Annotated in this window: 14 protein-coding genes; 8 read left to right on the top strand and 6 right to left on the bottom strand. The window is 69.4% G+C overall.

All coding sequences use genetic code 11. The features are described from left to right. Nucleotides 1-64 precede the first annotated feature (64 nt). The 6 genes from ACO07Z_RS18335 to ACO07Z_RS18360 all read right to left on the bottom strand — a co-directional run bounded on the left by ACO07Z_RS18335 (nucleotide 65) and on the right by ACO07Z_RS18360 (nucleotide 6210). Complete coding sequence (locus ACO07Z_RS18335; protein ID WP_421700014.1) at nucleotides 65-751, bottom strand: ABC transporter ATP-binding protein; 687 nt, start codon at nucleotides 749-751, stop codon at nucleotides 65-67. Further along, nucleotides 748-1524: an ABC transporter ATP-binding protein gene (locus ACO07Z_RS18340; protein WP_421700015.1), complete on the bottom strand. Its 777-nt coding sequence runs from the start codon at nucleotides 1522-1524 to the stop codon at nucleotides 748-750. Before ACO07Z_RS18340 ends, ACO07Z_RS18335 begins: the two co-directional genes overlap by 4 nt. After that, the gene (locus ACO07Z_RS18345) at nucleotides 1521-3407 is read right to left on the bottom strand and encodes an ABC transporter permease (protein WP_421700016.1); all 1887 of its coding nucleotides are present in this window, start codon (nucleotides 3405-3407) and stop codon (nucleotides 1521-1523) included. The genes ACO07Z_RS18340 and ACO07Z_RS18345 overlap by 4 nt, the downstream gene beginning before the upstream one ends. Before the next feature lie 21 nt (nucleotides 3408-3428). Then, complete coding sequence (locus ACO07Z_RS18350; RefSeq protein WP_421700017.1) at nucleotides 3429-4673, bottom strand: ABC transporter substrate-binding protein; 1245 nt, start codon at nucleotides 4671-4673, stop codon at nucleotides 3429-3431. 98 nt (nucleotides 4674-4771) lie between these two features. After that, nucleotides 4772-5686 (bottom strand): DMT family transporter, encoded by a 915-nt coding sequence (locus ACO07Z_RS18355; protein ID WP_421700018.1) that lies wholly within the window; start codon nucleotides 5684-5686, stop codon nucleotides 4772-4774. 5 nt (nucleotides 5687-5691) lie between these two features. Beyond that, the gene (locus tag ACO07Z_RS18360; protein ID WP_421700019.1) at nucleotides 5692-6210 is read right to left on the bottom strand and encodes a GNAT family N-acetyltransferase; all 519 of its coding nucleotides are present in this window, start codon (nucleotides 6208-6210) and stop codon (nucleotides 5692-5694) included. Nucleotides 6211-6411: 201 nt separating this feature from the next. Here ACO07Z_RS18360 and ACO07Z_RS18365 point away from each other — a divergent pair, with 201 nt between their 5' ends. The 8 genes from ACO07Z_RS18365 to cysK all read left to right on the top strand — a co-directional run bounded on the left by ACO07Z_RS18365 (nucleotide 6412) and on the right by cysK (nucleotide 14471). After that, the gene (locus tag ACO07Z_RS18365) at nucleotides 6412-6891 is read left to right on the top strand and encodes a hypothetical protein (protein ID WP_421700020.1); all 480 of its coding nucleotides are present in this window, start codon (nucleotides 6412-6414) and stop codon (nucleotides 6889-6891) included. A gap of 143 nt (nucleotides 6892-7034) precedes the next feature. Continuing rightward, nucleotides 7035-7823 (top strand): bifunctional demethylmenaquinone methyltransferase/2-methoxy-6-polyprenyl-1,4-benzoquinol methylase UbiE, encoded by a 789-nt coding sequence (gene ubiE, locus ACO07Z_RS18370; RefSeq protein ID WP_421700021.1) that lies wholly within the window; start codon nucleotides 7035-7037, stop codon nucleotides 7821-7823. Between the two features lie 4 nt (nucleotides 7824-7827). Beyond that, a complete protein-coding gene (gene ubiB, locus ACO07Z_RS18375) occupies nucleotides 7828-9396 on the top strand; it encodes a 2-polyprenylphenol 6-hydroxylase (RefSeq protein ID WP_421700022.1) in 1569 nt (522 codons plus the stop codon). Nucleotides 9397-9505: 109 nt separating this feature from the next. Next, on the top strand, nucleotides 9506-11056 hold the full coding sequence (locus ACO07Z_RS18380) for a hypothetical protein (RefSeq protein ID WP_421700023.1): 1551 nt from the start codon (nucleotides 9506-9508) through the stop codon (nucleotides 11054-11056). 130 nt (nucleotides 11057-11186) lie between these two features. Further along, nucleotides 11187-12416 (top strand): bifunctional phosphopantothenoylcysteine decarboxylase/phosphopantothenate--cysteine ligase CoaBC, encoded by a 1230-nt coding sequence (coaBC, locus tag ACO07Z_RS18385; protein ID WP_421700024.1) that lies wholly within the window; start codon nucleotides 11187-11189, stop codon nucleotides 12414-12416. Next, nucleotides 12413-12886: a dUTP diphosphatase gene (gene dut, locus ACO07Z_RS18390; RefSeq protein ID WP_421700025.1), complete on the top strand. Its 474-nt coding sequence runs from the start codon at nucleotides 12413-12415 to the stop codon at nucleotides 12884-12886. The genes coaBC and dut overlap by 4 nt, the downstream gene beginning before the upstream one ends. A gap of 9 nt (nucleotides 12887-12895) precedes the next feature. Beyond that, nucleotides 12896-13339 carry an RrF2 family transcriptional regulator gene (locus ACO07Z_RS18395; RefSeq protein ID WP_421700026.1) on the top strand — a complete coding sequence of 148 codons (444 nt, stop codon included), beginning with the start codon at nucleotides 12896-12898 and terminating at the stop codon, nucleotides 13337-13339. Nucleotides 13340-13484: 145 nt separating this feature from the next. Next, entirely contained in the window at nucleotides 13485-14471 is a 987-nt protein-coding gene (cysK, locus tag ACO07Z_RS18400; RefSeq protein WP_421700027.1) for a cysteine synthase A, read from the top strand. Nucleotides 14472-14519: the final 48 nt, after the last annotated feature.

A 14519-nucleotide genomic window follows, 5' to 3' on the forward strand; every position in this document is an offset into this window, starting at 1 on the left:
CAGCCCGGCCACCGTGCAAGAGAAAATTGTGCGTATAGAAGCACTCGCGCGACAGTGGGGCGGCCTATGGCGGTGGCGCCGACGGCGATCCGCGCAGTTCGCCCTGCTCGATCCGCAGAACCCGGTCGCAGAGCCCGGCGCACAGGTCGGAATTTTCCTCGCAGATCAGCAGCGCCAGGCCCGCCGTCTTCAGCCGCGCGAGCGCCCGGCCCATCTGCTCGACCACGATCGGTGCCACCCCTTCGGAGGGCTCGTCGAGCAGCAGCAGCGCCGGGTTGCCGATCAGCGCGCGGGCCACGGCTAGCATTTGCTGTTCGCCGCCCGACATCTGCCCGCCGCGCCGCTCGCGCATCTCGCCGAGCTGCGGGAACAGCTCGAACACAGCGTCCATCGTCCACGCGTGGCCATCGGCGCCGGGCAGAGGCGGGCGGCGGCCGAGATCGAGATTTTCCCGCACCGTGAGCTCGGTGAAGATGCGGCGATCCTCCGGCACATAGCCGATGCCGAGGCGGGCGATGGCGTGGGTCGGCCGTGCGGTAAGGTCAGCGCCGCCGAAGCTCAGCCGGCGTGCCCGCCGCCGCACGAAGCCCATGATCGCCTTGAGCGTGGTCGACTTGCCGGCGCCGTTGCGTCCGACCAGCGCGACGGCTTCGCCGGGAGCTACCTGCAAGGATAGGCCAAACAGGATCTGCGCCTCGCCATACCAGGCGTCGAGGCCTTCCATCTCCAGAAGCGGCGCGAACGTGCTCATGGCGCCTCGCTTGAAGCGGGCGTGACACCCCCGAGATAGGCGGCGCGCACCGCCGGGTCGTTACGCACCTCGTCGACGCTGCCATTGGCGATCAGCCGCCCGCGCGCCAGCACCACTACGCGGTCGGCATAGCCGAACACCACATCCATGGCGTGCTCGGTGAACAGCACGGCGAGGTCCCGCGCCCGGGTGAGGTCGCGCACCAACGCGATCATCGCCTGCCGCTCCTCGCCCGACATGCCGGCGGTGGGCTCGTCCATCAGCAAGAGGGTGGGGTTGCCGGCCAGCGCCATGGCGAGTTCGAGCCGCTTCACATCGCCATAGGCGAGGGCGGCGGCCGGGCGTTCGGCCTGCGCGGCCATGCCGGTCTGTTCCAGCAGTGCCAGCGCCTCCTCGCGCGCCATGCGATGGGCCGGCGCCCACAGGCGAAACACCTGCCCGCGGGCGGCGATCAGCGCCATCTGCACATTCTCCCGCACCGTCATCGAGCCGAACACGCTGGCGACCTGGAAGGTGCGGCCGACGCCCAGCCGGGCGATGCGGCACGGGGGAAGGCCGGTGATGGCGCGGCCCTTGAGCCGCACCTCGCCGGCATCCGGCCGCAGCTGGCCATTGACGATGTTGAAGCAGGTGGATTTGCCGGCGCCGTTCGGGCCGATCAGCGCCAGCAATTCGCCGGGCGCGATGGCAAAGCTCACCCCGTCCAGCGCCCGCACGCCGCCATAATGCTTTGTCAGCGCTGAGACTTCCAGAACAGGCGTGCCCACGCTCATGGCGCGCTCCGCACGCGGCGCAGCCCGCCGGCGAGACCCGCCGGGAAGGCGAGAACGAGGCCTAGTATCAGCAGGCCAAGCAGGCCGCGCCAATAGGGGCTCTCGCGCATCACCATGTCCTGCAGCAGCGTCAGGCCGCCAGCGCCGAGCAGCGGGCCCATCAGGCTGTGCACGCCGCCGAGCAGCACCATCACCAGCCCGTCGATCGAGCGCCCGACCGAGATCGCCTCCGGCGAGATCGAGCCCTTGGCGAAGGCGAACAGCCCGCCCGCCGCCCCGCACAGCGTGCCGGCGACAGTGAAGGCGAGCCAGCGCACCTTTTCCACCGCGATTCCAGAGGCTTCCGCCCGCAGTCGCGAATCCCGCGCCGCCCGCAAGGCGAGGCCGAGCGGGGCGAAGACGAGGCGGCGGAGAAGCACGAGGCCGAGCACGGTGACCGCCAAGGCGGCGAGATAGAGCCCGTTGGCGCTGTCGAAGGGCGGGTTCGGCCACACGCCGAACAGCCCGTTGGAGCCGCCGGTGACCTCTTCCCATTGATGCGCGATCGACCAGACGATCTGGGCGAAGGCGAGGGTGAGCATGGCGAAATACACGCCCTCCAGCCGCACGCAGAACCAGCCGAACAGCACGGCCCCAGCAGAAGCGCTAACGATTCCAACGGCTAAGGCGAGTGGCGTCGGCAGGCCGAGCACGGTCGCGGCATAGGCGGTGCCATAGGCGCCGAGGCCGAAATAGGCGGCGTGGCCGAAGGAGGCGAGGCCGCCCGGCCCCATGAGCAGGTGCAGCGAGGCGGCGAACAGCGCCGCGATCACCAGGTCGAGCGCCAGCACCGGCGCGTAGCTCGACACCAGCCCGAACAGCGGCACGGCGGCGAACAGCACCAGTGCCGCCACCACGACAAGTCGACTACGCTGTCCCAGCGGGGTGAGCGGCGCCTCTATTTCGCTACGCCGGGCGGCGGGCGGCAGCGGCCGACCGAACAGGCCGTGCGGGCGCACCACCAGCACCACAGCCATGACCAGGAATTCCGCCACCAGGGTCAGGCGCGACATGTTGAAGGTGAACCCGGCCACCTCCACAACACCTAGTGCGGTGCACAGCGCCTTCACCTCCGCCACCAGCAGGGCGGCGAGATAGGCGCCGCGGATCGACCCCAGTCCGCCGATCACCACCACCACGAAGGCGTCGCCCAGAACCGAGAGGTCGAGCGCGAGATTCGCCGGCTCGCGCGCCATCTGCAGCGCCCCGCCGAAGCCGGCGATGCCGGTGCCGAGGGCGAAGACGGCGGTGAACAGCACCGCCTCGTTGATGCCGAGCGCGGCGACCATTTCGCGGTCCTGCGTCGCCGCCCGCACCAGCCGGCCGAAACGGGTGCGCGTGAGTACGATGTGGAGGACGATGAGGACGATGGGACCGATGAGAGCGAGAAAAATGTCGTAATCCGGCAGCCGGCGGCCGAGGAGCTCGACCGTCCCCGTCAGCCCCGGCGCGCGCGGGCCGAGAATGTCCTCCGGCCCCCACAAAGCGAGGGTGACGTCGCTGAGGATCAGCAGCAGGGCGAAGGTGGCGAGCAGCTGGTAGAGTTCCGGCGCGGCGTAGATGCGGCGCAGCAGCAGCACCTCCACCAGCGCGCCCAGCGCCGCCGTGATCAGCGCGGCGCCGAGGATCGCGCCCCAGAAGCCGAGCGCATCGCCGAAGACCTCACCGAGCCGGGGCGCCAGCGACACCGCAAGGTGCAACCCCAGCATGTAGAAGGAGCCATGCGCCATATTGACGATGCGGGTGACGCCGAAAATGATCGACAGCCCCGCCGCGACGAGGAACAGGCCGGAGGCCGAGGCGAAGCCGTTGACCGCCTGGAACAGCAGCTGTTCGAACGTCATCGCCTGTTTCCGCCCGCCGCGCTAATTCGCCGCCGGGCGCAGCTTCGAGACTTCGGCGTCCGAGGGCAGGACGCTTGCGCCGTCGATATAGACGGGATCGACCATCACCCCGCGCCCGTCCTTCACCGCCAGCGTGCCGACAAAGGCGCCCATTGTCGCCTGGTGGTCGCTGGCGCGGTAGGTGAAGGGGCCGAACGGCCCGTCCACTTCCAGTCCCTCGAACGCCGCGACAAGCTTCTCGCTGTCGGTGCTGCCGGCCTTGGCGAGGCCGGCGGCGAGCGACTTGATGGTGGCGTAGCCGACGATGGAACCGAGGCGGGGATAGTCGCCATAGGCGGCGCGATAGGCGTCGAGGAACGCCTGGTGCTCGGGAATGGTGATGGCGTACCAGGGATAGCCGGTGACCACCCATCCGGTCGGCGCCTCGTCCTTCAGCGGGTCGAGATATTCCGGCTCGCCCGACAGCAGGCTGACGACGAAAGTGCCGTCCAGCGCCTTGCGGGTATTGGCCTCGCGCACGAAGCGGGCGAGGTCGGCGGCGAACAGCACGTTGAACACCGCGTCGGGCTTGGCGTCGGCGATCGCCTGCGCCACCGGGCCGGCGTCGATCTTGCCGAGCGGGGTCGCCTGCTCGGCGACGAATTCCACATCCGGCTGCGCCGCCTTCAGCAGGGTCTTGAAGGTCTGCGCGGCGGACTGGCCATACTCGTAATTGGGGTAGACGAGCGCCCAGCGCTTGCGGTTGGCCTTCACCGCCTCCGGCATCAGCATCGCCACCTGCATGTAGGTGGAGGGGCGCAGGCGGAACGTGTAGCGGTTGCCGTCCGCCCAGGTCAGCTTGTCGGTCAGCGGTTCGGCGGCGAGGAAGAACACCTTGCGCCGCTTGGCCAGTTCCGCCACCGCCAGCCCGACATGGGAGAGGAAGGTGCCTGTCAGCAGGTCCACCTTGTCGCGGGTCAGCAATTCGGTGGCGACGCGCACCGCGTCGCCGGGATTGCCGCCATCGTCGCGCGAGATCAGTTCAAGCGGCCGCCCGAGCACGCCGCCGGCGTCGTTGACCTGCTTCAGCGCCAGTTCCATGCCCTTGCGATAGGGGTCGAGGAAGGCGGCCTGCGCCTTGTAGCTGTTGAGTTCGCCGATGCGGATCGGCTCCGCCGCGCCGGCCGGCAGAGCCGGCAGCAGCGCGAGGGCGGCGAGGGCGATCAGCGCCGCGCGCCGGCGCAGGAGGGGCGCCGAGGTGAACGGCGCGGCCTTGTGGGGGCGCATCGGAAAACTCCGAGTGGAACGAGGAGGGGAGCCGGGGGCGATTTGCGCCTAACCTACCGCCTTGCGGCGCAGGGTCCAGCCCCGCGCCGTCAAGGGGATTAAGGACCGACCTCGACTTCCGCCTCCTGCAGCCGGCTGCGGCGCGAGGCGATGAGCGCGCCGCCGGCGATGAGCGCGGCGCCGGCCAGCGTGCTCAGCGCGGGAATCTCGCTGAACGCCACCAGCCCGATCACCAGCGCCCACAGGAAGGCGGTGTATTCGAACACGCCGAGCCGGCTCGCATCCGCCCGCCCATAGGCCCAGGCCATGCACAAATGCCCGGCGGTGCCGAGCACGCCGATGAGCACGAACAGCCCGAATTCCCCCGTCGACACCGGCACCCATTGCCAGGCGCCGAGCGGCGTCACCAGCGCGCAGGCGAAGACGTTCTGCAACAGCACGATGGTGGTGATCGGGTCGCGCGCGGCGCGGCTCTTCAGCGTCACCATGGCCAGCGCATAGGTCAGCGCCGACACCAGCGCCGAGAGAATGCCCCAGCCATTGGCGAGGCTGCCGCCGGCGCTCATGTCCAGCTCGTTCCACAGCACCACCAGCACGCCCGCAAAGCCGAGGCCGAGCGCCAGCAGGATCGATTTGCCCGGCCGCTCGCCGAGGAACAGGGCGGCGAACAGGGCGATGAACAGCGGCGAGGTGAAGGAGAGCGCCAGCGCCACGGCGAGCTGCAGCACGGAGAGCGAATAGAAGAAGGTCAGGGCGGTGATCGACACCAGCACCGAGCGCCACAGATGCGGCCGCAGCATCGCCGGGCCGGGCAGGGGGGTGCGGCAGGCGAAGAACACCGCGCCCGCGGCCAAAGCGCCGATGGCGTAGCGCAGCATGGCGATCTGCCCGGTGCCGTGGCTGGCGGCGACATATTTGATGATGCCGTCCATGATCGACAGGATGCCGATGGCGGTGATGGTCACCAGAGCGGGGCCGTTGAGCACGGCGCGCTTGAAGGTTGCCTGCAACATGAGAGTCAGCCTTCGCCCGTCGCGGCCGCCGCAAGGGGCAGGCGGTAGAGATATTCCCAGGTGGCGGAAAGGTCGTGGCACTCGCGCGCCGCGCCATGCCGGGTGAAGCCGCAGCGCTCATAGAAGCGGTGGGCATCGGTGAAGCGCGTGTCGGTCCACAGCCGGATTTCCGGCGCATCGGCGGCGTGGGCGGCGGCGAGGGCGGTGTCGAACAGGGCCCGGGCGATGCCCCGGCGCCGGGCGGCGCGGGCGACATAGACCTTGAAGATCTCCTGCCCGCCGGCCGGGGCGTCGGTGTCGCGGGTGGGGGCCAGCGCCATCGAGCCGATGACGCCTTCCGGCCCTTGCGCCACCCAGATGGTGCCGCCGCGCCCGGCGAAATGGCTGGCGATGGCGTCGAGTTCGGGAAATTCGGCGGCGCGGTCGAACACGCAGCCCTCATATTCGGCGAAGGCGGCGGCGATGAGCACGGCAATGGCATCGCCATCCGCGTCGCTCGCCGGCCGGATCAGGAAATCGGTCACGTCACTCACTCCGGCCCGGCGCGGTCCATTTTCTCGCCGGGTAAGGCTGGGAGAGTTCGACGGCGGGGCGCGGGCGGACTATGTTCGGCTCGTCTTCTGGCGTAAAGACCATTCATTATGCCCGATACATGGATCTGAAATGGCGGGCTGGTGCTTAACCGCTGCTATCCGCCTGTTTGGCCTTCCGTTCCGGAGTGCTCGATGAACCTGCCCCGCCCTGTTCTCCGCCTGGCTTCGGCCGCCGCTCTCGCCGCCCTGCTGGCCGGCTGCGCCTCCGCGCCGTCGCCGCAGCCGATCGAGCCGCCGCGCCCGCAGTTCACCTCGCCGATCACGGCGCAGCAGGTGGAAGGCAAATGGGGGCTGGCCGCCTATCACCGGCCGGAGGACGCGGCGCGCACCGAGGCGCAGGCCCGCCAGGGCTGCCGGCAGCCCTATGTCATCAATATCGGCCCGTCGGGCGGGTTCATGATGTATCTCGCCGACGATTCGTCCCCCTCCGAGGTGGTGTCGAAACAGGTGGGCAACGGCCCGATCTATATCGGCCTGCCGGACGAGCCGCCGGGCGCGCGCTCCGACCGCGAAGTGGTGCGCTTCGACGGGCAGGTGCTGGTGCTCAAATGGCTCGACCCGGAAGTCGCCGGCCGCTACGGCACCATGGTCTATGTCCGCTGCCCGGCGTGAGCGGGCGGGGCTGATTCGCCGCCGCGGGTAGCCGCCCGCGCAGGGCTGGGTTGCTCGCGGCTCCCGGCCGGCGGCTTGGAGGCGCGGGGCCTCTCCGCTATGGTCCGGCCCGATTTCGGATCGAACGCGGGAGCCGCGCAGCCATGGCGGGCGACACACAAATGCTTGGCGACACACAGCAAGGCGCCGACACGCATTTCGGCTTCCGCACCGTGCCGCTGGAAGCCAAGCAGCGCATGGTCGACGAGGTGTTCCACTCGGTGGCGCGCCGCTACGACCTGATGAACGACCTCATGTCGATGGGCCTGCACCGCGTGTGGAAGGACCTGCTGGTCTCGCGCCTGCGCCCGCCCAAGAGCGAGCGCGCCTTCCGCCTGCTCGATGTCGCCGGCGGCACGGGCGATGTCTCCTTCCGCACGGTCGAGGCCGGCGGGCCGGGCACCAGCGCCGTCGTCGCCGACATCAATGGCGGCATGCTCGGCGTCGGGCGGGAGCGGGCGCAGGGGCTCGGCCTTGCCGAACGGGTGGAGTTCGTCGAGGCCAACGCTGAGTCGCTGCCCTTCGCCGACAAGAGCTTCGACGCCGCCACCGTCGCCTTCGGCATCCGCAACGTGCCGCGGATGGACAAGGCGCTTGCCGAGATGCGGCGCGTGCTGAAGCCCGGCGGGCGCTGCTTCGTGCTGGAATTCTCCCGCGTCGACGTGCCGGGGCTGGACGCCATTTACGACGCCTATTCGTTCAAGCTGATCCCCGGCATGGGCAAGCTGGTGACGGGCGACGCCGAGTCCTACCAGTACCTCGTCGAATCGATCCGCAAATTCCCCCCGCCGGAAGCCTTCGCCGATCTGATGCGCGGGGCGGGGTTCCGGCGCGTGGCGTGGCAGCCGCTGACCGGCGGCATCGTCGCGCTGCATTCCGGCGTGCGGATCTAGCGCCGTGGCCACTCCCCTCGGCGATTATCTGCGCCTCGCCCGTGCCGGCTTCGTGATGGCGCGCGAGGGCGTCGCCTCGCGCATCGACCCCGGCGTGCGCCCGCCCGGCTCCGAGCCGCTGTTCGCGCTCGCCGGGCTGATCGCGCGGCGGGGGCCGGCCTCCAGCGCCGCCCGGCTCGGCGCCGCGCTGTCGCGGCTCGGCCCGTCCTATGTGAAGCTCGGCCAGTTCCTCGCCACGCGGCCGGATGTGGTCGGCCCGCAGCTGGCGCGGGACCTGGAACTGCTGCAGGACCGCATGCCGCCCTTTCCGCAGGCGGTGGCGGAGGCGACCATCGCCCGCACCTTCGACCGGCCGGTGCGGGACGTTTATGCCCGGCTCGACCCGCCGCTGGCCGCCGCCTCGATCGCGCAGGTGCATCAGGGCGAGGTGATCGACCCCGACGGCACCGCCCGCCGCGTCGCGGTGAAGGTGCTGCGCCCGGACGTGCAGCGCCGCTTCCGCATCGACCTCTCCTCCTTCTATCGCGCCGCGCGGCTCGGCGAGAGCACCTCGCCGGAGGGCAAGCGGCTGCGGCTGGTGGCGGTGGTCGACACGCTGGCGCGCTCGGTGTCGATGGAGATGGATTTGCGGCTGGAAGCCGCCGCCATGTCCGAACTGGCGCAGAACACCGGCGAGGACGAGGATTTCCGCGTGCCGGCGGTCGACTGGGACCGCACCGGGCGCGAGGTGCTGACCACGGAATGGGTCGACGGCATCAAGCTGAACAATCTGGCGGCGCTGCGCGACGCCGGCCACGACCTGCCGCGCCTCGGCCGGATCGTCATGCAGTCCTTCCTGCGGCACGCGCTGCGCGACGGCTTCTTCCACGCCGACATGCACCCGGGCAATCTGTTCGTCGATGCCGACGGCAAGCTGGTGGCGGTGGATTGCGGCATTATGGGCCGGCTCGGGCAAAAGGAGCGGCGCTTCCTCGCGGAAATCCTGTTCGGCTTCATCACCCGCGACTGGCTGCGCACGGCGCAGGTGCATTTCGAGGCCGGCTACGTGCCGCCGCACCATTCGGTGGAGGATTTCGCCCAGGCGATCCGCGCCATTGGCGAGCCGATCTATTCGCGCCGCGCCGACCAGATTTCCATGGCCAAGCTGCTGACGCTGCTGTTCGAGGTCACAGCGCTGTTCGACATGCAGACGCGGCCGGAGCTGCTGCTCCTGCAGAAGACCATGGTGGTGGTGGAAGGCGTCGCCCGCAGCCTCGACCCGCAGCTCGACATGTGGAAGACCGCCGAACCGGTGGTCCGGGCCTGGATCGAGCGCAATCTCGGCCCTGCCGGGCGGATCGAGGAAGTGGCGGTCGGCATCGGGGCGGTGGGCCGCTCGCTGCAGACGCTGCCGGAACTCATCGCCCATGGCCAGCGCATCGCCGTGCAGCTCGACGCCGCCACGCGCGACGGGCTCACCCTCTCGCCCGCCAGCACCGAGGCCATCGGCCGCGCCGAGGGGAGGGGCAATCGCTGGGTCGCCGGGGCGCTGTGGGCGATCGCGGCGCTGCTGCTGGCGCAGATGCTGTTCTGAGGGCGATCGTCCAGCAGAATTGTGGTTCTAGGATACTGCAACTTAAGAGTGCGCGGCGCGCCGTAATGGTGTAATGGTACTCTCCGCAACCTTTGCGGGGAGATATGCCATGCGTGCCCTTACCATGCTGTGCCTCGCCGGAGCGGTCGGCCTCGCCACCGCCGCCGCGCAATATGCCTACAGCCAGTCGTCCTATGTGCCGGCGGCGCAGTTCTGCGCCAATGACACCAGCGCGCCCTGCTCCATCATCCCGGCCTATATCGGGACCGACAAGATGCTCGCGAACAGCGTTGGCTATAACGGCATCATCGGCGGGCTTCCCACCAGCGCTGCCAGTGATCCGCAGACGCCGTTCGACAACATGTCGTGGCAGAGCTTTGTCGGGCTGAACTGGATGATAAATATGGAATCTGCCCCCGCCGCTGCGGGCCTCGCCGCCGGCGGCGTGCGCGTGTGGCAGAGCTGGCTGAAGGTGAACCAGGTGTTCGGCAATTCGCCGGAGCAGGCCACCTGCGCTAATAAGTCGGGCCTGCCGGTCATTTCCATCGGCAGCGACGGCAATGGCAACCCTTCGCAGAAGAACGACGACTATTACCAAGCGTCCACCGATGTGCCGCTGATCGACATCAACGGCAATTGGACGCTCTATGAGCGGCGGCTGAACTTCATCGAGCTCGCTTATCTCAAAGCTCCCAACGGCAATCTGAACAACACCCTGACAACTGTCCAGGGCCAGACGAATTTTGTCGCTGCCGGACAGACCGTCGCCTTTCCCGCCGTTTCAACCGCTCCGGTCGGGGTGCACGGCGCGATGGAGCTGAAGATCGCCTGGCGCATTCTTGGGCCGAATGACGACGCCGGCCGCTACATCAGCCAGAACGTGCTGCTGGCGGTGGCGCCGGACCTGGTAAGCGGCACGCAACAGATCTGCGCCGAAGTGACGGTCGGCATGGTCGGCATGCACATCATCCAGCGCAACATCGCCAATACTAAGAACGCCGCCCTGCTGCCGGAATGGATCTGGTCGACCTTCGAGCATGTCGACAACGCGCCGCTGGCGGCAACGACCTGCGATCCGGCCGCTCCGGTCGGCTGCGTGAACCTGAATCAGCCCTCCTGTGGCGCGGCGGCGGCGGGAAGCGGGGTCGGCTCCTATTTCGTGCCATCCACCAGCGCGGCGACCAATGTGGCGCCCGCCCCTTCGGCCTCGACCCCCAATTTCCGCTGGAACCCGGTCCAGCCCTACGCCAAGGGTTATGCGCAGCCGGTGAGCGTGGGGACGCAGACGCTGTATTCCGGCCCGCAGGTCGTTCGTTGCTGGCAAATCTATGCTCTCACCGTCGCGCTCAACGCCCAATGGCAGAATGCGCTCGCCGGTTCGCCGCTGGCCAATTACCAGCTGGTCGGCACCCAGTGGGGCGCCCCTATTGACGGCCGGGTCGCCCCTTACCCCAACGACGCCGTGCCCGGCCTGCTCTCCAACGCGACGCTGGAAACTTACATCCAGAACAACGCCCAGCCGACCGCCTCCGGCGGCGTGGGCTCCTGCATTGGCTGCCACCGCGGGGCGACGCTGGTGGACAACAAGACGCCGTCCGATTTCAGCTTCCTGCCGAGCCTTGCCGCAGGTACACCGACGCGGTTTCAGTTCGCGCAGTAAGGCGCGCACCCGTCGCCGGTGTCCTACTGCCGGCGGCGGGCATTCAGCATGTTCGCGGTTGCCCTTCGGCCGAATCGGCGTTTGGCTGTATGAACGCCCGACCTCCCGCTCCGGGCCTTCGGGAAACGCCATGCTCGCCAACAAGCGCCTTCTGCTCATCATCGGCGGCGGTATCGCCGCCTATAAGAGCCTCGACCTGATCCGCCGGCTAAAGCAGCGCGGCGCGGCGGTACGCGTGGTGATGACATCCGCCGCGCAGCATTTCATCACCCCGCTGGCCGCCGGCGCGCTTTCCCATGACACGGTGTTCACCGAGCTGTTCGACCGCGAGGCGGAGCAGGATGTCGGCCACATCCGCCTCTCGCGCGAGGCCGATCTCGTCATCGTCGCCCCCGCCACCGCCGATCTGATGGCCAAGATGGCGCATGGCCTCGCCGATGACCTCGCTTCCGCCGTGCTGCTGGCCAATACCCGCCCGGTGCTGCTCGCCCCGGCGATGAACCCGGCCATGTGGGCGAACCCCGCCACCCGCCGCAACGCGGCGCAGCTCGCCGCCGACGGGGTGCGCTTCGTCGGGCCGAACGCTGGTGCCATGGCCGAGCGCGGCGAGGACGGGGCGGGCCGCATGGCCGAGCCGCTGGAAATCGCCGCCGCCGCCGAGGCGATGCTGGCCGGCGATGGCCCGCTCACCGGGCGGCATGTGCTGGTGACCTCAGGCCCGACGCATGAGCCGATCGACCCGGTGCGCTATATCGCCAACCGCTCCTCCGGCAAGCAGGGCCACGCCATCGCCGCCGCCGCCGCGCAGGCCGGGGCGCGGGTGACGCTGGTGAGCGGTCCGGTGAACCTGCCCGACCCCGCCGGCGTCGATGTCCGCCGGGTGGAAAGCGCCCGCGAGATGCTGGCGGCGGTGGAAGCCGCGCTGCCGGCCGATGTCGCCATCTTCGCCGCCGCCGTGGCGGACTGGCGCGCCGCGCGTGAGGCGAGCGAGAAGATGAAGAAGGATGGCGGCGCCCTGCCGCCGCTGGCGCTGACCGAAAACCCCGACATTCTCGCCACCATCGCGCAGCGGGGGGAGGGGCGCCCCGGCCTCGTGATCGGCTTCGCGGCGGAGACGCAGAATGTGGTGGCGTATGCTGAGGCCAAGCGCGCCCGCAAGGGCTGCGACTGGATCGTCGCCAATGACGTGTCCGCCCAGAGCGGCATTCCCGGCGGGGTGATGGGCGGGGACAGCAACGAAGTCCACCTCATCACCGAGGCCGGGGTGGAGGCGTGGCCGCCGGCCTCCAAGAGCGAGGTGGCCGCGCGCCTCATTGCCCGAATCATCGCCGCCACCGGCCCTGAGGAGACCGCCCCGTGAGTCTCGCTGTCACCGTCCGCATCCTCCCCCATGGCGAGGGCCTGCCGCTGCCCGCCTATGCGACGCCGGGCGCCGCCGGGCTCGACCTGATGGCGGCGCTGCCGGAGGGGGAAGCGCTGACGCTCGCCCCGCTCGCCCGCGCGGCGGTGCCGACCGGGCTGGCGCTGGCCTTGCCGGAAGGCTTCGAGGCGCAGGTGCGCCCGCGCTCCGGGCTGGCGCTGAAACAGGGGCTGACGGTGCTGAACGCGCCGGGCACGGTCGATTCCGACTATCGCGGCGAGGTGAAGGTGATCCTGGTCAATCTCGGCACGGAGCCGGTGGTGCTGGAGCGCGGCCAGCGCATCGCGCAGATGGTGGTGGCGCCGGTCACGCGCATTCATCTCGTCGAGACCGGGAAATTCGACGAAACAACGCGCGGAGATGGTGGATTTGGCTCGACGGGGCTCGACGGCCGGCAAATATCGCGCTAGCCAAGAGCCATGCCGCGCCTCTCCGATAAAAGTCTCCTCGCCATCGCCGCCGTCGTCGACGTGGCGCTGCACGCCCGTGGCGCGCCGGTGGCGGCCAAGGCGCTTGCCGCGCGGCACGAATTGCCGCCGCGCCATCTGGAGCCGGTGCTGCAGGCGCTCGTCCATGCCGGCGTGCTCAAAGGCGTGCGCGGCCCGCGCGGGGGCTATGAACTCGCCCGCGAGCGCCGGCGCATCACCGTGGCCGAAGTGGTCCGCGTGGTCGAGGCGGAAGGGGAGGAGGCGCTGGAAGGCTTCCCGCCCATCGTCCGCGACATCGTCCAGCCGGCGGTGGCCGAGGCCGAGCGCGCCTTCGAGACCGCGCTGGAAGGGGTGACGGTGGAAGACCTCTGCCGCGCCGCCGCGCAGAACACGCTGCGCAAGGGCCTGCCGGAAGGCATAGATTTCACAATTTAGTCTTGTTCAAAATTTGTTTCCTCGACTTGGCAACGTGAATATGGTAGCGCTGCCGGCGACAGGCGTCTGTTGAAGAACGTTCGTCCGAGAACAATTCGCCAATGACGAGCCGTGCCATGTGCCGGCCCGCTTGCTGGAGGCACCCATGGCCGAGACCGCTCCCACCACCACCGCCACCACCGCTGACAAGCCGGGCCGCGGGCGGGTCTATTCCTCGATCACCGAGACCATCGGCGACACGCCACTGGTTCAGCTGAACCGGCTGCCGGCCGAGCGGGGGGTAAAGGCGCGCATTCTCGCCAAGCTCGAATTCTTCAACCCGATCGGCTCGGTCAAGGACCGCATCGGCGTCTCCATGATCGAGGCGCTGGAAGAAGCCGGCGTCATCAAGGCCGGCACTGTGCTGGTCGAGCCGACCTCGGGCAATACCGGCATCGCGCTCGCCTTCGTCGCCGCCGCGCGCGGCTACCGGCTGATCCTCGTCATGCCGGAATCCATGTCGGTGGAGCGCCGCAAGATGCTGGCGCTGCTCGGTGCCGAGCTGGTGCTGACCCCGGCGGCGCAGGGCATGCGCGGCGCGGTGGCGCGGGCGGAAGAGCTGGTGAAGGAACTGCCGGACGCCATCATTCCCCAGCAGTTCCGCAACCCGGCCAACCCGGCCGTGCACCGCCGCACCACGGCGGAAGAGATCTGGAACGATACGGACGGCGCGGTCGACATCGTCATTTCCGGCGTCGGCACCGGCGGCACCATCACCGGCCTCGGCCAGGTGCTCAAGCCCCGCAAGCCGGGCCTGCGTCTCGTCGCGGTCGAGCCCGAGGACAGCCCGGTGCTGTCCGGCGGCCAGCCCGGCCCGCACAAGATCCAGGGCATCGGCGCCGGCTTCGTGCCGGACGTGCTCGACCGTTCCGTCATCGACGAGGTGGTGACCGTCGGCAACCAGACCGCCTTCGAGACCGCCCGCGCCATTGCCCGGCTGGAAGGCATCCCGGTCGGCATCTCCTCCGGCGCGGCCATCGCGGCGGCGCTGGAAGTGGGCGCGCGGCCGGAGAATGAGGGCAAGACCATCGTGGTCATCATTCCCTCCTTCGCCGAGCGCTATCTTTCTACCGCCCTGTTCGAGGGACTTTGACCCGCCGCCACGCCTTGGCCTGTATAGGCCGCCTCCGGCCCTTCTAGA

This window comes from Ancylobacter sp. (assembly GCF_965229075.1).
Taxonomy (GTDB): Bacteria; Pseudomonadota; Alphaproteobacteria; order Rhizobiales; family Xanthobacteraceae; genus Ancylobacter.